This window comes from Sporacetigenium mesophilum DSM 16796 (assembly GCF_059569055.1).
The window spans coordinates 511281-532673 of record NZ_JCANUR010000001.1; the positions used below are offsets into that span (position 1 = coordinate 511281).

The window sequence follows — 21393 nt, forward strand, 5'->3', positions numbered from 1 at the left end:
TTATTTTGTAAAGTAAAGGAGTATATAATATGAAAAATGTTGCTATATATGTATGTGGAATAGTTTCAAAAACATGTACTGCTAATGGGTGTTTAAGAGCGTTTAATCAAAAGCAAGATTCTTTTGAGAGATATGAAGAAATTGGATGTCAGTTAGTTTCCTTTAACCACTGTAATGGTTGTAATGAAGATCCAATGGAAGGTCTTAAAGTAAAAATAGAAAAATTTCAAAAAGCAAATGTAGAAGCAATACACTTATCTTCATGTATAAGAGGTAGATGTGACCACTATGAAGAATTTATAAAAGAACTTGATAAACATTTTGATGTTGTTGGGTATTCACATGGTTCAGCACAAAAAAAAGAAAAGAAGACTATGAGTATGTCAATAGATTTGAATAAACGTATTATAAACATATAATATATTAAGTATATTAAACCCATATTTTATTAAATATGGGTTTTTTTGTGTATAATATAATAAGAATAGTGATAATACTAATTAAGTTCAAAAATGTGTAAAGGAGTGTATAACTTGAAATTTAGTGAATTTAAATATAAAAGACCTAATTATGAAGATGTTAAGAAAGAATTTAATGAAATAATATCTAAAATAGAAAATAGCCATACATATGAAGATCAATTAAGATACATAAAAGAATTAAACAAATTAAGAAACAACATAGATACTATGGGTACTATATCTTCTATAAAATACAGTATAAATACAGCTGATGAAAATAATATAAAAGAAAAAAATTACTGGGATGAAAACTCTCCATTATATGAAGAATTAAATTCTACTTTTTATAAGAGTATGGTTAACTCGAAATTTAAGAATGAGTTAACAAAAGAAATAGGAGAACAGTTCTTCAAAATTGCAGAGTTTAATCTAAAATCTTTTTCAAGTGAAATAATAGAAGAACTTAAAGAAGAAAACAAGTTAACATCTGAATATACTAAGTTACTTGCAAGTTGTAAGATAAACTTTCAAGGTGAAGAAAGAAACTTATCACAAATGAGTCCTTTTATGCAATCAAAGGATAGAAATATAAGAAAAGAAGCTTCAGATTTATATTATAAGTTTTTTGAAACAAATGAAGAAAAGTTTGATGAGTTATACGACAAACTAGTAAAAGTAAGAGATAAAATTGCAAGAAAATTAGGATTTAATAACTTTGTAGAGTTAGGTTATATAAGAATGTTTAGAACGGACTATAATGCAGGTGATGTTTCTAATTTTAGAAAACAAGTACTAGAATATATAGTTCCAGTTGCAAATAAATTATACAAAAGACAAGCAAAAAGGCTTAATATAAGTGACTTTAAATATATAGATGAGCCTTTTGAATTTGAAAGTGGAAATGCAACTCCAAAGGGAAGTCCTGAATTTATTTTACAAAATGGAATTAAAATGTACAGTGAACTTTCAGATGAAACTAAGGAATTCTTTGAGTTTATGATGGAAAATGAGCTTCTAGATGTATTAGCTAAGAAAAACAAAGGCCCTGGTGGATACTGCACTTATATACCTAATTATAAGTCTCCATTTATATTCTCAAACTTTAACTCAACCTCTGATGATATAGATGTACTTACTCATGAAGCAGGCCATGCTTTTCAAGTTTATATGTCAAGACATATAGAAATGCCAGAGTTAAACTTCCCAACATATGAAAGTTGTGAAATACATTCTATGAGTATGGAGTTTATAACTTGGCCATGGATGAACTTATTCTTTGAAGAAGATACAGAAAAATATAAGTTTGCTCATTTAGGAAGTGCTATTAAATTTATACCTTATGGTATTGTAGTAGATGAATTCCAGCATTTAATATATGAAAACCCTAATGCATCATATGATGAAAGAAAGAAAATGTGGAGAGACCTTGAGAAAAAATACCTTCCTCATAAAAACTATGAAGGATGTGATTTTTTAGAAAAGGGAACTTGGTGGTTTAAACAAGGTCATATATTCAAAAATCCTTTTTATTATATAGATTACACATTAGCTCAAATATGTGCACTTCAATTTTGGAAGAAGATGAATGACAATAGAGAAATAGGTTGGGAAGATTATATGAAGCTATGTAGTGTAGGTGGAACTAAGTCATTTTTGGAGTTAGTTAAGCTAGGAAATCTTAAGTCACCTTTTGAAGATGGTTGCGTAAATTCTGTTATAGAAAACATAGATGAATGGTTAGAACGTGTTGATGATAAAAAACTTTAATAAATTTAATAATAAATACGCCTAATTTAGCAAAAAATTATACTAGCGTAAATAGAAAGAGTGGTGTACATAAATGATTTTTAAAAATAGAAAAGATGCAGGAGAAAAAATTGCAGAAAGCCTTGAAAAATTTAAAAATGAAAATGTAATAGTTCTTGCAGTTCCAAGAGGTGGAGTTGAAGTAGCTTATGATACTATTAAAAGATATAACTTTGAGTGGGATTTAATAATTCCAAGAAAAATTGGAGCACCTGATAATAAAGAAGTAGCTGTAGGTGCAGTATCAGTTGATAGAAGTTATATTATAAATGAATATTTTGTCAAAGCACTTAAGATACCAAATAAATATTTAGCACAAGAAATAAACGATCAAATAAATGAAATTAAAAGAAGATTGAAGGAGTACAGGGGAGTTGAGACACTTCCAGATGTTAAAGATAAGACTGTAATATTAATTGATGATGGAATTGCAACTGGATTCACTTTAACTGCAGCAGTAAAATCAATTAAAAACCTTGGAGCATTAAAAATCGTTTTAGCTGTTCCTGTAGGACCAAGACATACAGTTAAGCAATTTAAGGAAATTGTAGATGAGGTAATTTGTATGTATTCACCAGATGATTTTGTTTCAGTAGGAAGATATTATGAAGATTTTTCTCAAGTTGAAGATGAAGAAGTATTTAATTTACTAGATAAATTAAGAGGAAAATAATGTATAATATTTAAGTGACAAAAATTGATGAAGGAGATATACAAATGATAAATAAAATAGGGAAAATAACATTATACGTAAATAACCAAGATGATGCTAAGAAGTTCTGGACTGAAAAGTTAAACTTTGTAGTTAAATTAGAACAACAAATGGGACCAAATATGAAATGGTTAGAAGTTGGCCCAAGTGAAAGTGAATTTACAACATTTATCTTATATGATAAAAATGCAATGAGATCTCAAAACCCATCAACTAATGTTGAACATCCATCTATATTATTAAGTACTACTGATATAGAATCTTCATATAACCAAATGAAGGAAAATGACGTTGAAGTAGGAGAACTTATGATAATGCCTTATGGAAAAATGTTCTCATTTAAAGACCAAGATGGAAACCAATATATGCTCCGTGAAGATAAATAATAATTAACATGAAATTAATTGGCTATAGAACATTAAAAACAGGCATAGGGGCTTCGATTTCAATTATTATTGCAAATGAATTAGGACTATCATTTCCAGCAGCTGCAGGGATAATTACTATTTTAAGCATTCAAAGTACAAGGAAAAAATCTGTAATTATAGCTATTCAACGTATATTTGCTTGTATTTTGGCTTTGATACTTTCAAGTATTCTTTTTAACTTCCTAGGATACAATCCTATAGTTTTTGGAGTATTTATATTAGCTTTTATTCCTTTAGCTGTAAGATTAAATATAGAAGAAGGAATAGTCGTAAGTTCCGTGATTGTGACACATTTACTAGATAAAAATTCATTCAGTTTAGATTTAATTCAAAATGAATTAAAACTTATATTTATAGGTGTAGGAATAGCATTGCTATTAAATGTCTATATGCCTAGTATAGAAAAGGAAATTAAACAAGATCAATTGTACATTGAAGAAAAGATGAAGGAAATATTAATAAAAATGGCGACTTGTTTAAAAGAAGACTATAGTCTAATAGCAGAAGACAATTTATTCAAGGATCTTGAAAAAAAGCTTTATCATGCAAGAAAGCGTGCCTATAAAAATCTAAATAATTATGTCTTATTAGATGGAAGTTATTATGTTCAATATATAGAAATGAGAATTAAACAGTTTGAAAGTATTAAAAGGATGAAAGAACATTTTCAAAAATTCTTTGTTACATATGATCAAACTATTATGATATCTGAGTTCACAGAAAAAGTAGCTTATTCCATATATGAAGATAATACAGCAGAAGGTTTACTTTTAGATTTAGATGCATTAAGAGATAATTTTAGAAAAATGCCTCTTCCATTAACAAGAGAAGAATTTGAAAATAGAGCTATGCTTTTTCAATTTATAAACGATATGGAACAATTTTTAAAAGATAAAAATGAATTTAAAAAGATGACTTCTATACATTAAGTAGGAGTCATCTTTTTTTATTATAAGGAAATTACAATTTATCTGGTCTATGGATAAGTTGTAATTTCCAACTGATAAACTTGAGCAACGGACCTGGCTTTTAAGGTCGTTGGCGACATGAGCGTAGCGAATTTTTTATTTATTCATATTTAAAAATAGTATAAAAGGAAGAAAAATTTAACCTTAAAAATTTTAGTTAACCTATAATTAAAACGTGGTTGACGCAAATCTGTATTTGATTTATAATTAACATATAAAATAAACAAAACTGGGGGAAAATTATTATGAAAACTAAGAATATGGTATATGTAGCATTGTTTGCTGCACTAATGATAGTTATGGGAATGGTACCTGCCATACCGGTAGCGCTTATACCAGCGCCAATTACAATTCAAACATTGGGGGTAATGCTTGCAGGAGCAATATTAGGTTCACGATTAGGATTTTTAAGCCAGATAATATTTTTAATGTTAATAGCAGTAGGGGTTCCAGGATTGTCTAGTGGACACGGCGGTTTTAGCGTATTTGTTGGGCCTACTGCAGGATTTTTAATTTCTTGGCCTATAGCTGCATTTGTAATTGGTTTTATACTTGAACGTGTAAAAAAGGTAAACTATGCAAATTCATTCTTAGCAAACTTTATAGGCGGAGTAATAGTTATATATGCTATTGGAATACCTGTTATGTCATTTGTGACAAATACTCCTATACTAGCTGCAATTAAAGGTTCCCTTATATTTATACCTGGAGATTTAATAAAGGTAATGATTTCAACTATATTAGCAACTCGTATTGCTAATGCAAATGTATTAAAATCTTATAATAAATAGTAAAATTCGCTGCGCTCATGTCGCCAACGACCAGATGGGACCTTGCTCAAGTTAGCGGTTGGAAATTTAAAAAGGATGATTTCTATATAAAATAGAAATCATCCTTCTATTAGTTTAAGACCAATTGCGCCTACTAAAATACATCCCATAAAAAATAGTCTTTTAAAATCCTTTGACTCTTTATAAATCATAATTCCCATAACTGCTCCACCAACTGTACCAACTCCAGTCCAAATTGAATAAGCAGTTCCCATAGGTATTTTATTTAATGCCAATGATAAAAATGAAAAACTTCCAACAAAGGTTAAAACTTGGTATAGTAGCATAAGTTTTTTTTCAGTCAAAACATATTTTTTCATAAAATAAAGTCCAAGAACTTCAAAAGAACCTGCTATTACTAAATATATCCATTCCATCTTAATTACCACCTTCATCTTGTATTTCTTCATTATTTGTTTCTTCAACTTCTTCATTTATCAGCTTAAGCCCTACAACTCCAATTACAATTAATAATACAAATGCTAGTTTTTTAATAGATAATGATTCACCAAATATAAATACATCTACTAAAATAACTCCAGCTGTTCCAAGACCAGTAAAAACAGCATAAACTGTACCAACTGGAAGAGATTTCGTAGCTTGTATAATTAAATAAAAGCTCAAAGTGATGAGACCAGCAACAAAAATCCAATCTAAAGGTGAGTCAGCAGTTTTTAAACCAGGAACCCAAATTAACTCAATAATTCCAGCTATAATAACATAAATCCAATTCATATTTTATAAATCTCCTTCCTCTGTATATTAATAAAAAACAAAATAAAAAGCCCATAAAGATAGTATATACATATCTCCCAGGCTTTTGTCCTTCCGTGAACACAAAAAAATTGTGCGCCTTCTCTTGGACCAGACCAATATATTGCGGAACCCTAGAAAGCTAATGATATTTAATTTTATCTCTGTCAATTATATATTTATTAAATATTAATGTCAACATAATCTATTAAATAGAGTAATCATTTTCATAAAGAATAATATACATACATAGTATTTAAGTAGGAGATATAATTATGCAAGGAAGGAGATACTAAAGTGGATTATAATAGACAATACCCATATCAAGAAGATGTTACAGAAGTAATACAATTGATAAATAGTTCCCTAAATTTAGAAGTATTAGGTGCAGAATATTATGACTGGTTATTAAATAATATTCCAATAGAAGGTCTTACAATACCGCAAAGAAAAGAAATAAGCGATAGATTAATATTTATAAGAGATCAGGAACTAGAGCATATTGAAACATTTAAGCAAATATATAGGGATTTTACAGGAAGAGAACCTGAAATTCAAGAAAGAGATTTTGTTACACCTCAAAGCTTTGAAGAAGGCATAAAGACAGCTTTATTTGAAGAAGTAAATTCAGTAATGCGATATAGAGAAATAAAAGCTAAAATTCCTGGAGATTATTATGAAGATATACTATTTAATTTAATTTCAGATGAATCAATACATATGAGTTTATTTAATTATATATATACAACTATTATTAATATTAATTCCACAACGGAAAGTAGATCGAGAAGAAAGTAACAAGTTGTTGATTTTAGTGAAAAATATGTTATAATGTCATATATCATACAAAAAAGCTCGTATAAAATCGGTAATATGGTCCGAAAGTTTCTACCTGCTAGCCGTAAATTAGCAGACTACGAGGTATTGTGTTTATTGTGGCTAGGTATATTTATATCTATTCTCGGGCTCAACACCTCAATTTATATTGAGGTGTTTTTTGTTGGCTATATGAGCGTAGCGAATTTTAATGATGCTTTATGTGTGATAAAAAATCTAATGAGGTGATATAAATGGAGAAGTTACATAAACGTATTTTAGAAGAAGGAAATGCATTATCAGAAAATGTATTAAAGGTAGATTCTTTTTTGAATCATCAGGTAGATCCAGATTTAATGTATGAAATGGGATCATATTTTAAAAATTACTTTGAGAAACATAAAATTACAAAGATATTTACAATTGAAAGTTCAGGAATTGCGCCTGCTGTTATGACTGCAATGCAAATGAATGTGCCAATGGTAACGTTAAAAAAGCAAAAATCAAAAACCACGAGTAATGATGTTTATCAAACGAGTGTATATTCATATACAAAAGGACTAAATTATGAACTAACCTTATCTAAAGATTATATAAATGAAGAAGATAATATATTGGTTATAGATGATTTTTTGGCAAATGGAGAAGCTGTATTAGGTACTATACGTCTAATTGAAGAAGCTAAGGCTAAAATTGGTGGTATAGGAATCGTTATAGAAAAGTCATTTCAACCTGGGCGTGAAAAACTAGAAAAAAGGGGGTACGATGTATATTCATTAGCACGTATTTCTAAATTGGACAAGGGATTAATTGAGTTCGTAAAATAAGACAGTAATTTAGAATTTTATTTGAAAAGCTCTAAAATATAGTTATAATTAATTTGTAAATAAATATTAAGGGAGTGTTACAAATGGGTAATTTACCATATACAAAAGAAAATAGTGCATTATTAATTATCGATATGCAAAATGCATTTATTCACAATGAAGGATCATTATCAAAAATGGGACTTGATACGTCAAGAACATCAATTGTTATTGAACCAATAAAAGAATTAAAAAAAGAATTTAAAGCACAAAACAGACCAGTTATTTATATACAACATACACATCGTGCAGATAAAACAGATGGAGGAATGATTGCCAAGGTGTTTCCTCCAATTATGGACTTAGGACATTGTATGGAAGGTACTTGGGATGGTGAAATAATTGATCAACTAAAACCAGAAAAAGATGATTATGTTGTTAAAAAACACCGTTTTAGTGCATTTTACAATACTCAACTAGAAGAAGTGTTACGTGGATTAGGAATTGAAACATTAGTTGTAAGTGGAATTGCTACAAATGTATGTGTTGAATCAACAGTTAGAGATGCATTTTATCGTGACTATAATGTATTTGTACCAAGAGAAACTACAGCTTCATATACAGTAGAACAAGAGCAAGGATCATTTGGAAACTTTGAATTTGCTTTTGCACGTGTTGTATCATTGAATGATATGTTAAGCGAATTAAAAAAATAGTTTATAGATTGGCTGTCTAAAAATAGAAATTAATTTCTATTTTTAGATGGCCTTTTTTCTTTTAAAATTAAATTTATAGCATGTTCATAAATAGGAATGTAGATACATATTATTTAATATAGATATAATTAACAAACAAAAATTAAAAAACTCGTATATATTCGGTGATATGGTCCGAACGTTTCTACCTGCTAACCATAAATTAGCAGACTACGAGGTATTGCGTTTATAGTGAATAGGTATATTAATACATATTCTAGGGCTCAACACCTCAATTTAATTGAGGTGTTTTTTTATATCTAAAATGAGAAAAGGAGGTGAAAATATGTTAAAAAATAAAGCATATAAATTTAGAATATATCCTAATAAGGATCAAATAACATTAATAAATAAAACAATAGGTTGCTCTAGGTTTGTATACAATTACTTCTTAGCAAAATGTAATACTTTATATATAGAAACTAATAAGGGATTTAGTTACAACCAATGCGCTAGTCAACTACCTGCCCTTAAAAAAGAATTAAAGTGGTTAAGGGAAGTTGATAGTATAGCGTTGCAATCAGCTTTAAAAAATTTAACTGATTCATATAACAGATTTTTTAAAACTCGAGATAGTAAGCCTATATTTAAGTCTAAAAAAAGTTTTTTTCAGTCATATACTACGAAATTCACTAACAATAATATAGTAGTATCAGGAAATAAATTAAAGCTGCCTAAACTTGGATTAGTTAAATTTGCAAAATCTAAAGAACTTGAAGGTAGGATATTAAGCGCTACAATAAGAAAAACATCAGATGGTAAGTATTTTGTATCTATACTTTGCGAGGTAGATATTATCCCTTTACCTAAAATTAATAAAGTTGTAGGTATAGATGTAGGACTCAAAACATTTGCTGTATTTTCAGATGACACAGAAGATATATCCAATCCAAAATACATAAGAAAATATGAAAAACAATTAGCAAGATTAGAAAAAAGTCTTAATAGAAAAAATAAGAATAGTAAAAATTACAATAAAAATAAATTAAAAGTAAATAAGATTAATAATAAAATAGAAAATTGTACATATGACTTTCTTCAAAAGAACTCAACAAATATAATCAAAAGCCACGATATAATTTGTATGGAGTCATTGAGAATAAATAATATATTAAAAAAACACAAATTAACTAAATCAATATCAGAAGTGAGTTGGTCTATATTTAAAACAATGATTGAGTATAAAGCGAGATGGTATGGAAGAACTGTATTAACAGTATCCAAAACATTTGCCAGTACTCAGATATGTTCTAAGTGTGGAGATAAAAACAAGGAAGTTAAAAATCTAAATCTTAGAGAATGGACTTGTCCAAATTGTCAAACTCACCATGATAGGGATAAAAATGCTAGTATAAATATCCTTAATGAAGGACTTAAACAGTTGGCATAAGCCATAAAACCGAAGGGACTTCGGGGGTAGCTTGGATAAACTTGTGGCTATAGCCATATTGACCAAGAAACTTACCATTTAAGTGGTGAGTAGTTCAAAGTTAATTTGACAGTATAATAAACCAATAAAAAACTCCGTTCTAATTTGCATTTTAGAAAGGAGTTTTATTTGTATTCTACTATAAGATTGGTTCTTCCCACCAACCAAAAGCAATTTTACCAGAAGCAGCTAGCTGTGGCGACTCTGGATTAGAAATAACTATAAGAAAAGATCCACCAGGTGGAAAGATAAATTTTCCCTGCTCATCATCTACTAACGTAGTTTCTGGTTGGCCTATTCTAACAAAAGCTTTAAAACCACCTTTTGGTTCTCCAATTACATTGGTTGCATATTGAAGTTCAATTTCAGGTGATGGCAGTGGACAAAAGGCAGTATTGGCTGGTGTGACAAAACTGGAATCTCGAGGTGTTCCTGGAGGCGTTGCGTTAAAGAAGAATTCCGCACGGAATGGAGACTCAGATATATCGCTAACAGTCCATACAGTTACATGTAAATTTACTCCAGAGTTAGGAGGATTGTACAATCTAGCCCAGGCACTGGTACCATTCCCAAAAGTAAGATTATCAGCGTAGCCTACAAAATATTTTCCTTCTAATGATTTTGCTAAGTTAATGGGTACATCAACAGTGTAATCAATCGTTGGTTTAAATATAGATGGATTAGGACAGTTAGGTAAGTTACAATGCTTACAAGTATTATGATTTTTACATTTTACATAACTACTTTCATCATACCAGTTACTCATAAATCACAACTCCTTATTATATAATTTTGTATATAATATGTTTCGAAGTTCAAGATTGTGATTTAGAGCAAAAATTTAAAGCAACTAAGGTTTTGTTTTTTTACGTTTAAGCCATTTAATAAAAATAGAACACACAAGGATGAATCCTAACACTGAAAATATATATTTCAAATAATTTTCAACTAAAAGAAAGACACGTTGCCACTGTTCTCCAAATACAAAACCTATAGAAAAGAAACCAATAACCCATAGAGCTAGCCCTGTATATGCATATAAAGCCACTGTTTTATATGGAATGCGAACAATTCCAATGAAATATCCGATAAACTGTCTAAGCCCAGGAATAAAGAAACCTATGAGGAGCAGTTTGTGCCCGTACTTATCATAATAATTAAGTGTTTTGTCTAAAGATGAGGAGTTCAAAGACAATAATTTTCCATAACGCTCTATCAGTGGTACCCCTAGCTTATATCCAATGCTATAGGTAATTGTAACACCTATAATTGATCCTGCATAAGCCATAATCAAAGCGATAAACCAGTTAAGTACACCTTTGTATGATAAATAACCTGTATAAGTTAAAGTGCTATTGCCTGGAGGAATTGGAAGTGCGATAAAGTCCAACGGCAATCCTAATAACAATACAAGGTACCCGAACTGTTCAAACAATTGTTCAACTACTTCAAATACATTCATAAACACGTCTCCTCAATTACTTGTCATTGTCTTAATCTATTATATTCTTAGTATTTACATTATGTACAATAGGATAATAATTATTCCTTTTATAACAACAGCAAAACAATATTGTAAAACTATTATTCTTAAGAATTCTTAAGGTTTACTTATTATTTTCTTAATCTTTTAATTTTAGAATTATATTATACAAAAGAAAAAGAGATTAAGGAGAAAACATATGAAAAATTTTATTAAAAGTGTTATATTAATTGTTTTTATAGTTTTAAGTATTGTTACTATTATTAAGCCTAAAGATGAAAGAAATCTTGAAGCAGAAGAAGTTATGTTAGTAAATAAAAGTTTTAGTTTATCAAGAAATTATGTTCCACAAAACTTAATAGAGCCAGATATTACTTACTTAAATAGTGTTGAAGGTGAAGAAAAGTTTTTAGAAAAAGACACAGCAATTGCAATAGAAAAACTTTTTTATGAAGCTAAAATGGAAAACATAAAGTTGTATGCAACATCAGGATATAGGTCATATGAGTTGCAGAAAGAAATATATAATAATAGGGTTAAATCACAAGGCAAGGTAATGGCTGATAAATATGTTGCAAGACCAGGTGAAAGTGAGCATCAAACAGGTCTTGCCATAGATATAACTAATGAAATAAGAAGTTTTACAGGAGATACTAAAGAAGCTAACTGGCTAGAAAATAATTCATATAAGTTTGGATTTATAGTTAGATATCCAGAGGATAAGGAATACATAACAGGGTATAACTATGAACCATGGCATCTTAGATATGTAGGATTAGAAATTGCCAAACAAATACATGAAAGAGAAATAGTCCTAGAAGAATATCTAAATATAAATTAAAATAATTATGATATACTCAAAAATCACAGTTATACAGTACTATCGTTAATTATTTTTAAGTTATTCTTAGATAATATAATATATTTTTGTTATGGAGGAGCAGACATGGAAATTAACAAAAACAATGAATTAAAACTAACAGGGGGATTATTTATAGTGTATTTATTAGCTTTAATCTGGATTATTTTATTTAAAATGCAATTCTCTTTTAATACTTTACCACATTTTAGAGGATTGAATTTGATACCTTTAGCTGGTTCTGTTATTAAAAATAATCAACTGGATTATAATGAGATAATTCTCAATATGATGGTGTTTATACCATTTGGATTGTATTTGAGCATGATAAAGCTTAATTGGTCGTTTTGGAAAAAAATCATCTCAATAGCAGGTGTCAGTTTATTATTTGAACTATTACAATTCATATTTGAAATTGGAGGAACTGATATAACAGATTTAATTAGCAATACACTTGGAGGCGCTGTAGGAATGGGATTTTATATTGTGTTTTCTAAAATATTGAAAGAGAAAACAAACAAAATTCTCAATATATTAGCCTTCATTGGAACAATATGCATTGTGATATTAGGAATACTAATTTCGAGAGTGGTCACTTTTAGATTTTAAGTACGTTAATTATATTCTTTATACTAGTGAATTATAAATAAAAGTTAATATAAAGAGGTGATAGTTTTGGCTAGCAAAATTCTTGTAGTAGATGATGATAAAGATATTTCAAAGTTACTAGAGATATATTTAATTAATGAAGGTTATAAAGTATATAAGGCAAATGATGGAGTAGAAGCTTTAGAAATTATTAATGAGAAAGATATACACTTAGTTATATTGGATATAATGATGCCAAGGTTAAATGGAATAGAGGTATGTAAAAAGATAAGAGAAAAGCTGACGATACCAATACTGATGCTAAGTGCAAAAAGTGAAGACTTAGATAAGATACAAGGTATAATGACCGGTGCAGATGATTATATGACAAAACCATTTAATACACTAGAATTAATTGTAAGAGTAAAGGCATTACTTAGAAGGTCATATTATTTTAATCAAATCCCAAGTGACAATAACAAAGATATTATAAAAATAAATTCTTTGAGTATAAATAAGTCAACGCATAAAGTAAGTGTAAATGATAATGATATTAGTCTAACTTCAACTGAATTTGATATCCTATATTTGTTATCAAGTAACTTAGGAAGAATATTTAGTGCAGAAGAAATTTTTGAAAGAGTTTGGAAAGAAAAGTACTATCAGTCAAATAATACTGTAATGGTACATGTAAGTAGATTAAGGGACAAGCTAGAATCTGCCATGGATGGAGAAAAAATAATACATACAGTTTGGGGTGTAGGATATAAAATTGAAAGATAAATTAGTATATAAAATAATAATTCAATTAATAGGTACTGTAATATTAAGTATATTTCTTACTTATATTACTTTAATTGTTTTGAGAAGTGTAGGAAATGACTTATATAATGATGGAAATAGTTTTGCAATACTTACAGTAGTGTTAGTAAATTATATACAACGCTATATAGGAAGATATATATTTTATATTATCTTAGTTTTTATAATTTTTTCGATATACTTTACATTATTAAGCCATAAAAAAGTAAAAACATTTGCAGATATATTTAATACAGTTGAGGATATGGCAAATGGAAATCTAGATAGGACTATAGATATAAAATCAAAGAACTTAATGGGACAACTTGCAAATAATATGAATCAAATTGTATTTAAATTAAATAAATCTATTGAAGAAGAAAGAAGGGCTGAACAAACTAAAAATGATTTAATAACGAATGTATCTCATGATTTAAGAACGCCACTTACTTCTATTATAGGATATTTGGGGCTTATAGATGATGATAAATACAAAGATGAAGTTCAAATGAGGCATTATGTAAATATAGCATATGAAAAAGCAAAAGGGCTAAATGTATTAATAAATGATTTATTTGAATTAACAAAGATGAGAAATAAAGGGGTAAAATTAGACAAAAGCACAGTAAATTTAGGAGAATTATTAGGTCAACTAGTTGCTCAATTTGAATTGCAACTTAAAAATTCTAAAATGGAAAGTAGACTATATTTATCTAATGAGAAGGTAATGGTTGATGTAGATCCTATTAAGCTAGTAAGAGCATTTGAAAATCTAATAACTAACGCCATACATTATGGAAAAGAAGGCAAATATATAGATATAGTTACTATAAAAGAAGAAAATACAGTAGTTATACAATTTATTAACTATGGAGAGCCAATACCTGTAGTTGACCTAGATCATATATTTGAAAGATTTTATAGAGTAGAAAAGTCTAGATCGTTGCAAAGTGGGGGTTCTGGGTTAGGACTTTCCATTACTAAACATATAATAGAACTACATAACGGAACTATTAGTGTAGATAGTAATTATGAAAGAACTGTGTTTGAAGTGAGAATACCTTTATGGCATAATATATAGTAATAATATGCAATATTTAGGAGGTAAATTAATGTATATATATGATGGATATGTTCGTGTAAGATATGAAGAGACGGACCAAATGGGAGTTGCTTACCATGGGAATTATTATACATGGTTTGAGGTAGGAAGAAATTCTTTCTTTCGTTCTTTAGGTTATACATATGCAAAACTAGAAGAAGAAGGCGTTATTATGCCAGTTATTGAAAGTAGTTGTACATATAAAGTTCCAGCAAAATATGATGATGAATTATTAATTAGAACAAAAATCAGTCAAATTAAAGGCATAAGACTAGAATTTGAATATGAAGTTATTAGAAAAATAGATGAAAAGCTATTGGCAAAAGGGAAAACACTACATACATTTGTAGACAAAAGTCTCAAGCCATTGAACTTTAAAAAACAAAATCCTGAAATATGGAATTTATTAAATAACTGCATTGAAGATGTAAAATAAATTGTAAATTAATTGATAAAACCCACAATTATGAAATAATTTTAGTTGGGTTTTATTTTTTTTGTCTAAAATAAAAATAAAATGAACTTTTTTCATAGTATGATACTCTTATATATGAAAGAGAGGTGTAGGGATGGATATAGATATACTAGTTAAAAAGGCAAAAAAGGGAGATAAAGATGCACTAGTTAAGTTGATTATGGATCAAAAACAAGATTATTATAAATTAGCATATGTTTATCTAAAAAATAAAGAAGATGCATTAGATGCCATGGAAGATATGATTGTAATCTTATATGAAAATATATATAAATTAAAAAATAATGATAGTTTCTATAGTTGGAGCAAGACAATATTGGTTAACTGCTGCAAAAAAATACTAAAAGAAAATAATAAAATAGTTTATATAGATTATACTGATGATTTGTCTTATGAAGATGATTTAGATAAAAACAACAATAAAATATTATTAGAAAAGTATTTAGGACAGTTGGGAGAAAAGCATCAAGAGGCGATAAAGCTAAGGTATTTTTTAGATTTGGAGTATAAAGATATAGCTGATATATTAAAAGTACCTTTAGGTACAGTAAAATCACGGATTTCTAATGGTATTAATATTCTAAGGTCAAAATTTGGAGGTGATAATATTGAATAATATTGAAAAAAATCTTAAGGATATAAAAAATGATATAGATAATATTGAAATCCCAAGTGAATTAGAAGATAGACTAAAGAAGGCACTGAATAATAAAACAACAAAAAGAAGAAAAAATATAGTAGGAAAGGTTATAGCAGCTTGCCTAACTATTTTATTAATAGGATATAACTTTGATATCTTAGCTTTTTATGGAAAAGAAATAATAGGCTATAACAATGTAATGAATAAAGATTTAAAAGAGCTTAATGAGCTAGGTAAGGGCCAAATTATTAATAAGAGCCATACTTTTAAAAACGGTGTCACAATAACACTAGATGGAATAATGGTAGATGAAAGCCAATTGTTAGCATTTTTTACAAAAAAAAATCCAAATGGAAATGTTGATGAAGTGACACCGGATATTACTTTAAAAGGACTGTTTGGTGAACATATGCTCTCAAGTGGACAAGGAGAAATGAATGATGAAGGCACAGTAATGAAAAACATATATAGCTTTGAGTCTCCATATTTCTTTGAAAAAACACTACACTTAAATTTTGGATTTTATGAAGATGGCATGTCTGAAGAAGGAGAAATTACTTTTAAGCTAGATAGGCAAAAGGCTATGGAAAATAAATTAAAGAAAAATATCAATAAAAGTATTGAGGTAGATGAAACAAAAATTCATTTTGATTCTATTTTAGCTTCACCTACTCGTACTGTAATAAATGGATCAATTCAGAATATATTAGAACTGGCTATAGATAAAATAAACAATGAAAGATTAATACCAAATGATTTAGAGATAAGACTAATTGCAAACAATAAAGAAATTCAGGCTCAAAGTAGTGGAATGAGTACAAATATTAAGGGTATTACATTCCATAGAGAGTACGATGCATTGCCACAAAACTTAAAGTCTCTGGAACTAGAACTAGTTAGTTTTTCTGCTGACCATGGCGTAGACAAAGTTATAGATTTAAAAGAAGACTCAATAAATCAAAACTATAATGTTAATAATCAATATTTAATAATTAACAAAATATATGAATCAAATGGAAATACTTTTGTAGATATTACAACTGAAGAAAATACAGTTCTTACAAAAGTTTATTTATTAGCAGATGATAAAAGTATAGAACTAAACAAAACAATTGAAGGTGAATATGAAAAGTCAGATAATGGAAAAATTCTTCACACTAGAACGCTAGAATTTAATGGAGTAGGAAAAGATTATAAACTTAATATAAAAAAGATGAAATACTCTAAGGAGTATAATAAAACTATTAAAATACCTATAGAATAGTTGTAGATAATATACTAGATTAAGCTAAATTATCCAGATATTCTAAACAATAATTATTAATTTTAAATACCTACTTATTTATATGAGTAGGTATTTTTATAATTTTAAAATTTATATTAATAAAATTATCTTTTGCATATCTATATATTTATATATTTACATAATATATTGTTAGGGGTTATACTTTAATTGATGGGAGATGATATTGTGGAAAATAAAGTAGTTTTAGAACAAGATAGACTAGGTAATTTTACAAAACTAATAGCGGTATCAATAGGACACTTTATAAATGATTTTTATATGAACCTTATACCACCAATCTTATTTTTATTTACAAACGTAATGTCACTTACTTTGACACAACAGGCTGCAATTGCCTTTGTTATTACAAGCAGTGGGTCTTTTGCACAACCAATAATAGGTCATTTTGCAGACAAAAAGGGTAAACCTTGGCTGTTAATAGTATCTGTTATTTGGATAGGGGTTTTTATGAGTTTAGCAGGTGTAATTAAAAACTATTATGTTTTATTGGTAGTTATAGGGTTAGGTGCATTAGCTTCTTCATTGTATCATCCTATGGGATCAGCAGCTGCTGTTAGATTAGGAACTAAATCAAGGGGAAAAAGCTTATCAATCTTTATGACAATAGGCGGATTTGCTGGAGCATTACCACCATTAATTGTATTACCTATTGTAAAAAATTATGGATTAAGCTCACTAACTTATTTTATGATTCCAGGGATTATTATAGCAGGGGCAATGTATTTTGCCAAAGTAGAAAAGATTGAAGTAACCCATGAACAAAGTGAAACAAACAAAAGTGAGAAAAAATTTGATTTATCTACTTTTAATTGGGTTTCTATTTTAGTGTTTATTGCTGCATATAGAGTTTTAATTACAAGAGTACTTTTAACCTTTGGAATCCAGTTATTATTATTAAAACAAGTAGATGTAAAAATAGCAGGTTTAATATTATCATCATACTTATTTTTAAACGCAGCAGGAACAATTACAGGTGGAGTATTAAATGATGTTATTGGTAGCAAAAAAGTAATTCTTATAACCAATATAGTAGCGACAATATGCTTGTTTGGAATATTTGCAACATCAGGATGGCTTTCAATAGCTTCATTTATTATAATAGGATTTACTTTAACAGGATCAAACACATCAAATATTGTAATGACCCATGATTTACTTCCAAATAATATAAATATGGGAACAGGACTAATCATGGGGTTTGCAGGTGGATTAGGCGGACTTGGAATATTATTATATGGAAAAATGGCCGATATATATGGATTACTTAACACCACTGGATTATTTGTTATTCCTTTAGTTATACTAAACATACTTATATTGTTTTTGCCAGTAAAGAAAAAACTCCTAGAGTAGTTAAAACTACCTAGGAGTTTTTTGAGCAAAGAGCAATTTCATGTTTAACGTAGCCAGTCTGGGTTGCCTGGTACAAAAGGTCTTTTACCGTATTTTTTTCTAAATTCACCAAGAACAGTACCAACTAAAACTTCATTACCCTCAAAGGTATCTATATTTTTTATAGACTCCATACTTTGACTAAAAGGGCAGCTTGCTATACACATACCACAGTCAGTACCTAAATATCTCCATTTTATGTAACATGATTCTTGATCTATAACCCAATTTAAATTACCGTTATTTTCTTTATCAGTTTCATTAGATAAAGATTGAGAAGGACATGTATGTGAACAGTTTTTACAAAGCTTACAAAAATCTTCAAGTCCAAAGGATATAGGTTCATCAACATCAAGTTCCAAATCTGTAGTTACAACTCCAAGTCTAACTCTAGAACCATACTCCTTAGTAGTAAGTACAGTATTTCTACCTACTTCCCCAAGTCCAGCATCCCTTGCTACCAAAACAGGCATAAGTAGGTAATTTGAATCCATATGATTTCTAGCTTCATAACCTAAACTTCTTATATAATAGCTGAGTATCATACCTATAATAGATACATCTACATAACATTTAGAAGTTTCTACAACCTCAGCAAGCATAGGACCTCTATTTATCATGTCTTTGTCCATTTCAACTGCAAATACTATTCCATATTTATGATTGAGGTTTATTTCTTGACCATATACTTCTTCATGTCTACCTCTATTAGTATAAAAGTGATAATCTTGTAGTTTTGTTACACCTACTAATTTTGCACCATAGTGCTTAGCAAAGCCTTTTATTCTCTTAGTTAATATTTCTTTACTAGTTTCAACTTTAACTGGATTTACAATACCTTCAGATAAGTGTTTTATATCATTTAAAAACTCAAAGGCAGAACTAGCCATAGGAGAATTTAATTCATTAAAAGTCATTGTACCTTCTTCACAAAGGTTAGGTCTAGTTCTTATGCTATCATCTATAGCTTTTTTATCGGGGTTTCTTTTATAATAATCATCATAAGCCTCAGTCCCCTTTTTATAGTTTGCTCTTGCAAACATAGTATCTCTTTCGTCAACTCTTTTCATTTATATCCCCCCAAAAATCATTGATCTCTATATTTAGTATACTATTTAAATAATGGTAATACCATAAAACAGAGAAAATTTGTTATATGTTTATCAAAAAAAAATTTATTTTTATTGTAACGAAATGCTTATTCAAATACACTAATTATTATAAACAAAGATTTGGAAAGTAGGTGAATAGATGAGAGAGAGTATTGAACTACTATATAGACTATATGCTAAGGACTTATACAATTTCATACTTTCTATATGTAAGGATAAAAATCTTTCAGACGATATTCTTCAAACTACTTTTGTTGAGGCAATTAAGTCAATAGAAGGATTTAAAGGTCAGTCATCTGTGAAAACATGGCTATTTAGTATAGCAAAACATCAGTGTTATAAACATTTAAAAAAGAAGAAAATCTACGTAAATATAGATGAGTACAACCCTATATCTGAGGAAAATGTTATTGATACAACCATTACAAATATGCGATCTCAAGATATTATGAAACATATTAATGACCTTGATGAACCGAATAGAAGTATAGTAATTTTAAGAATAGTTGGAGAGTACTCATTTTTAGAGATAGGCAAATTAATTGGAAAAAGTGAAAATTACTGTAGAGTTACATTTTATAGATTGAAAAATAAGATTAGAAAGGAGTTTGAAGAATATGAATAATCATTGTAAAATAGTTGAAGATTTACTTCCTTTATATATAGAAGGACTTACTAATGAAGAAAATACGAAATTAATAGATGAACATATATCATCCTGTAATAACTGTAGAGATATGCTCAATAACATAAAGGAAGATATACCATTTGAGTCTACTAAAATAAATTCTGAGAATATTGAGGACAAAGCTATGCTTGTAGCAAAAAATATTTCAAAGTATCAAAATATATTAAAGTTATCTTTATGTTTTGTTACACTTCTTTTTATGGTAGTTATATCATCTATACCAGTAGCTTTTGTTAACACATTAGCACCTTTAGTATTAGTACCATTTATTTGTAGATTTATATATAATAGAAATTTACCGCTAATATTATTAAGTGGAGTATGTGCGGTAGTAGGTGGAGGAATTATTACAGGGAGTATTTTAGATGGGTGGACAGTTGCAATAGGCCTTTTAATATTAATGACTATAGGCATCTTTGCAGGAGACATATATATTAAATCTAGAAATAGTAAAGGAAAAAAAGAAAAGAAAATTTTATTAACTGTTATTTCTTTTCTTATTCTTGGAGCAGGAATTTATACTAATAGTGCATTTAATGGTACTCCTTTTGGTTACTTTAATACACATTACAAAATATCTAATTATATTAGGGAAGCTTATAAAGATGAAGATATAAAAATTAAAGGTGTATTTTATAATTGGAAAGATGGATACTATGCAGATGTATCAAAGGACTCAGAGAATTTTACTATAAATTTATATAAAACAGGATATATCCAAGACAACTATACTTTAAGTCGTATAAATTCGTTTAATGATAGTTATGCAAAGACAATAGAAGTTGCATTAAAAACTAAGTTTAATAATCAGCATTTTAGAGTAGTAGCATCAAATTCAAAAGGATTGGAAAGCCTTTCATCGCCACAAGATATGGACTTAATTATTAGATTTACAGATTCAAATGCAAAGTATTCAAAACTTAGCCAAATGTCTAGAAGTAATTTTATAGATAATTCTAATAAAGTAGTTGATATACTAGACAACTTAGATTTATCTTATAACAATATTAATTTTCAAGCAGTTGATGAGAATGATGTTGAAATGTATTTGGATCTTAACAAGGGATTAAAATTAGATAATATTTACTAAAATTGATTGGTCTTATATACTTTACGTTGTATATAGGGCCTTTATATTTAAGTGAATTAAAGAACATTATACATTTTAAAGCATATTATAAGA

At 28.4% G+C, this 21393-nt stretch carries 25 protein-coding genes and 3 riboswitches; of the genes, 20 read left to right on the forward strand and 5 right to left on the reverse strand.

The window, feature by feature from the left end; all coding sequences use genetic code 11:
* Positions 1–29 precede the first annotated feature (29 nt).
* The 6 genes from BS62_RS02585 to BS62_RS02610 all read left to right on the forward strand — a co-directional run bounded on the left by BS62_RS02585 (position 30) and on the right by BS62_RS02610 (position 5166).
* Positions 30–419, forward strand: coding sequence for a CGGC domain-containing protein (locus BS62_RS02585; protein WP_496489674.1), 390 nt, complete (start codon positions 30–32; stop codon positions 417–419).
* Between the two features lie 114 nt (positions 420–533).
* Positions 534–2228 (forward strand): M3 family oligoendopeptidase, encoded by a 1695-nt coding sequence (locus tag BS62_RS02590; RefSeq protein ID WP_496489675.1) that lies wholly within the window; start codon positions 534–536, stop codon positions 2226–2228.
* Positions 2229–2301: 73 nt separating this feature from the next.
* Positions 2302–2940, forward strand: coding sequence for a phosphoribosyltransferase (locus BS62_RS02595; protein WP_496489676.1), 639 nt, complete (start codon positions 2302–2304; stop codon positions 2938–2940).
* 44 nt (positions 2941–2984) lie between these two features.
* A complete protein-coding gene (locus BS62_RS02600) occupies positions 2985–3365 on the forward strand; it encodes a VOC family protein (RefSeq protein WP_496489677.1) in 381 nt (126 codons plus the stop codon).
* Between the two features lie 8 nt (positions 3366–3373).
* Entirely contained in the window at positions 3374–4336 is a 963-nt protein-coding gene (locus tag BS62_RS02605) for an aromatic acid exporter family protein (protein ID WP_496489678.1), read from the forward strand.
* A 284-nt stretch (positions 4337–4620) separates the two neighbouring features.
* Positions 4621–5166, forward strand: coding sequence for a biotin transporter BioY (locus tag BS62_RS02610; RefSeq protein ID WP_496489679.1), 546 nt, complete (start codon positions 4621–4623; stop codon positions 5164–5166).
* Positions 5167–5264: 98 nt separating this feature from the next.
* Here the strand turns inward: BS62_RS02610 and BS62_RS02615 are convergent, their stop codons facing one another.
* Together BS62_RS02615 and BS62_RS02620 are read right to left on the reverse strand one after the other, a co-directional pair.
* Positions 5265–5582, reverse strand: coding sequence for a DMT family transporter (locus BS62_RS02615; protein ID WP_496489680.1), 318 nt, complete (start codon positions 5580–5582; stop codon positions 5265–5267).
* Position 5583: 1 nt separating this feature from the next.
* Positions 5584–5940 (reverse strand): DMT family transporter, encoded by a 357-nt coding sequence (locus BS62_RS02620; protein WP_496489681.1) that lies wholly within the window; start codon positions 5938–5940, stop codon positions 5584–5586.
* A gap of 72 nt (positions 5941–6012) precedes the next feature.
* Positions 6013–6107, reverse strand: a riboswitch (guanidine-I (ykkC/yxkD leader).
* Positions 6108–6255: 148 nt separating this feature from the next.
* Between BS62_RS02620 and BS62_RS02625 the strand changes: the two genes are divergently transcribed.
* From BS62_RS02625 to tnpB, 4 genes are all read left to right on the forward strand, one after another.
* Complete coding sequence (locus tag BS62_RS02625) at positions 6256–6756, forward strand: ferritin-like domain-containing protein (protein WP_496489682.1); 501 nt, start codon at positions 6256–6258, stop codon at positions 6754–6756.
* A gap of 37 nt (positions 6757–6793) precedes the next feature.
* Positions 6794–6895: riboswitch (purine riboswitch) on the forward strand.
* A 133-nt stretch (positions 6896–7028) separates the two neighbouring features.
* Positions 7029–7601 carry a xanthine phosphoribosyltransferase gene (locus BS62_RS02630; RefSeq protein WP_496489683.1) on the forward strand — a complete coding sequence of 191 codons (573 nt, stop codon included), beginning with the start codon at positions 7029–7031 and terminating at the stop codon, positions 7599–7601.
* Positions 7602–7684: 83 nt separating this feature from the next.
* Positions 7685–8296, forward strand: a complete 612-nt coding sequence (locus BS62_RS02635; protein ID WP_496489684.1) for a cysteine hydrolase family protein — start codon at positions 7685–7687, stop codon at positions 8294–8296.
* 131 nt (positions 8297–8427) lie between these two features.
* A riboswitch (purine riboswitch) is annotated at positions 8428–8529 on the forward strand.
* Between the two features lie 92 nt (positions 8530–8621).
* Entirely contained in the window at positions 8622–9725 is a 1104-nt protein-coding gene (gene tnpB / locus BS62_RS02640) for an IS200/IS605 family element RNA-guided endonuclease TnpB (protein ID WP_496489685.1), read from the forward strand.
* Between the two features lie 178 nt (positions 9726–9903).
* Here tnpB and BS62_RS02645 read toward each other — a convergent pair whose 3' ends face one another.
* Positions 9904–10530 carry a DUF6143 family protein gene (locus BS62_RS02645; RefSeq protein ID WP_496489686.1) on the reverse strand — a complete coding sequence of 209 codons (627 nt, stop codon included), beginning with the start codon at positions 10528–10530 and terminating at the stop codon, positions 9904–9906.
* Positions 10531–10614: 84 nt separating this feature from the next.
* Positions 10615–11226 (reverse strand): DedA family protein, encoded by a 612-nt coding sequence (locus BS62_RS02650; RefSeq protein ID WP_496489687.1) that lies wholly within the window; start codon positions 11224–11226, stop codon positions 10615–10617.
* Positions 11227–11446: 220 nt separating this feature from the next.
* On the opposite strand from BS62_RS02650, the gene BS62_RS02655 reads away from it, so the two are divergent.
* The 8 genes from BS62_RS02655 (at position 11447) to BS62_RS02690 (ending at position 18371) form a co-directional block, all read left to right on the forward strand.
* Positions 11447–12088 (forward strand): M15 family metallopeptidase, encoded by a 642-nt coding sequence (locus tag BS62_RS02655; RefSeq protein WP_496489688.1) that lies wholly within the window; start codon positions 11447–11449, stop codon positions 12086–12088.
* 105 nt (positions 12089–12193) lie between these two features.
* Positions 12194–12715 (forward strand): VanZ family protein, encoded by a 522-nt coding sequence (locus tag BS62_RS02660; RefSeq protein WP_496489689.1) that lies wholly within the window; start codon positions 12194–12196, stop codon positions 12713–12715.
* 66 nt (positions 12716–12781) lie between these two features.
* On the forward strand, positions 12782–13477 hold the full coding sequence (locus BS62_RS02665; protein WP_496489690.1) for a response regulator transcription factor: 696 nt from the start codon (positions 12782–12784) through the stop codon (positions 13475–13477).
* Entirely contained in the window at positions 13467–14576 is a 1110-nt protein-coding gene (locus BS62_RS02670; protein ID WP_496489691.1) for a sensor histidine kinase, read from the forward strand. Before BS62_RS02665 ends, BS62_RS02670 begins: the two co-directional genes overlap by 11 nt.
* 31 nt (positions 14577–14607) lie before the next feature.
* On the forward strand, positions 14608–15033 hold the full coding sequence (locus BS62_RS02675) for an acyl-CoA thioesterase (RefSeq protein WP_496489692.1): 426 nt from the start codon (positions 14608–14610) through the stop codon (positions 15031–15033).
* A gap of 133 nt (positions 15034–15166) precedes the next feature.
* The gene (locus BS62_RS02680; RefSeq protein ID WP_496489693.1) at positions 15167–15688 is read left to right on the forward strand and encodes an RNA polymerase sigma factor; all 522 of its coding nucleotides are present in this window, start codon (positions 15167–15169) and stop codon (positions 15686–15688) included.
* The gene (locus tag BS62_RS02685) at positions 15681–16976 is read left to right on the forward strand and encodes a DUF4179 domain-containing protein (RefSeq protein WP_496489694.1); all 1296 of its coding nucleotides are present in this window, start codon (positions 15681–15683) and stop codon (positions 16974–16976) included. Before BS62_RS02680 ends, BS62_RS02685 begins: the two co-directional genes overlap by 8 nt.
* Before the next feature lie 207 nt (positions 16977–17183).
* Entirely contained in the window at positions 17184–18371 is a 1188-nt protein-coding gene (locus BS62_RS02690; protein WP_496489695.1) for an MFS transporter, read from the forward strand.
* A 44-nt stretch (positions 18372–18415) separates the two neighbouring features.
* Here the strand turns inward: BS62_RS02690 and BS62_RS02695 are convergent, their stop codons facing one another.
* The gene (locus tag BS62_RS02695; protein WP_496489696.1) at positions 18416–19480 is read right to left on the reverse strand and encodes a 4Fe-4S dicluster domain-containing protein; all 1065 of its coding nucleotides are present in this window, start codon (positions 19478–19480) and stop codon (positions 18416–18418) included.
* Between the two features lie 181 nt (positions 19481–19661).
* Between BS62_RS02695 and BS62_RS02700 the strand changes: the two genes are divergently transcribed.
* Both BS62_RS02700 and BS62_RS02705 read left to right on the forward strand, forming a co-directional pair.
* Entirely contained in the window at positions 19662–20147 is a 486-nt protein-coding gene (locus BS62_RS02700) for an RNA polymerase sigma factor (RefSeq protein WP_496489697.1), read from the forward strand.
* Entirely contained in the window at positions 20140–21300 is a 1161-nt protein-coding gene (locus tag BS62_RS02705) for a zf-HC2 domain-containing protein (RefSeq protein WP_496489698.1), read from the forward strand. The genes BS62_RS02700 and BS62_RS02705 overlap by 8 nt, the downstream gene beginning before the upstream one ends.
* Positions 21301–21393: the final 93 nt, after the last annotated feature.

Excerpts from the sequence above, each read along its gene's own strand:
- BS62_RS02650 (WP_496489687.1), bottom strand. The coding sequence starts at position 11,226 with ATGAATGTATTTGAAGTAGTTGAACAATTGTTTGAACAGTTCGGGTAC.
- BS62_RS02680 (WP_496489693.1), top strand. The coding sequence starts at position 15,167 with ATGGATATAGATATACTAGTTAAAAAGGCAAAAAAGGGAGATAAAGAT.
- tnpB (WP_496489685.1), top strand. The coding sequence starts at position 8,622 with ATGTTAAAAAATAAAGCATATAAATTTAGAATATATCCTAATAAGGAT.
- BS62_RS02605 (WP_496489678.1), top strand. The coding sequence starts at position 3,374 with ATGAAATTAATTGGCTATAGAACATTAAAAACAGGCATAGGGGCTTCG.
- BS62_RS02620 (WP_496489681.1), bottom strand. The coding sequence starts at position 5,940 with ATGAATTGGATTTATGTTATTATAGCTGGAATTATTGAGTTAATTTGG.
- BS62_RS02655 (WP_496489688.1), top strand. The coding sequence starts at position 11,447 with ATGAAAAATTTTATTAAAAGTGTTATATTAATTGTTTTTATAGTTTTA.
- BS62_RS02675 (WP_496489692.1), top strand. The coding sequence starts at position 14,608 with ATGTATATATATGATGGATATGTTCGTGTAAGATATGAAGAGACGGAC.
- BS62_RS02645 (WP_496489686.1), bottom strand. The coding sequence starts at position 10,530 with ATGAGTAACTGGTATGATGAAAGTAGTTATGTAAAATGTAAAAATCAT.
- BS62_RS02695 (WP_496489696.1), bottom strand. The coding sequence starts at position 19,480 with ATGAAAAGAGTTGACGAAAGAGATACTATGTTTGCAAGAGCAAACTAT.
- BS62_RS02700 (WP_496489697.1), top strand. The coding sequence starts at position 19,662 with ATGAGAGAGAGTATTGAACTACTATATAGACTATATGCTAAGGACTTA.
- BS62_RS02630 (WP_496489683.1), top strand. The coding sequence starts at position 7,029 with ATGGAGAAGTTACATAAACGTATTTTAGAAGAAGGAAATGCATTATCA.
- BS62_RS02660 (WP_496489689.1), top strand. The coding sequence starts at position 12,194 with ATGGAAATTAACAAAAACAATGAATTAAAACTAACAGGGGGATTATTT.
- BS62_RS02615 (WP_496489680.1), bottom strand. The coding sequence starts at position 5,582 with ATGGAATGGATATATTTAGTAATAGCAGGTTCTTTTGAAGTTCTTGGA.
- BS62_RS02585 (WP_496489674.1), top strand. The coding sequence starts at position 30 with ATGAAAAATGTTGCTATATATGTATGTGGAATAGTTTCAAAAACATGT.
- BS62_RS02705 (WP_496489698.1), top strand. The coding sequence starts at position 20,140 with ATGAATAATCATTGTAAAATAGTTGAAGATTTACTTCCTTTATATATA.
- BS62_RS02600 (WP_496489677.1), top strand. The coding sequence starts at position 2,985 with ATGATAAATAAAATAGGGAAAATAACATTATACGTAAATAACCAAGAT.
- BS62_RS02635 (WP_496489684.1), top strand. The coding sequence starts at position 7,685 with ATGGGTAATTTACCATATACAAAAGAAAATAGTGCATTATTAATTATC.
- BS62_RS02610 (WP_496489679.1), top strand. The coding sequence starts at position 4,621 with ATGAAAACTAAGAATATGGTATATGTAGCATTGTTTGCTGCACTAATG.
- BS62_RS02595 (WP_496489676.1), top strand. The coding sequence starts at position 2,302 with ATGATTTTTAAAAATAGAAAAGATGCAGGAGAAAAAATTGCAGAAAGC.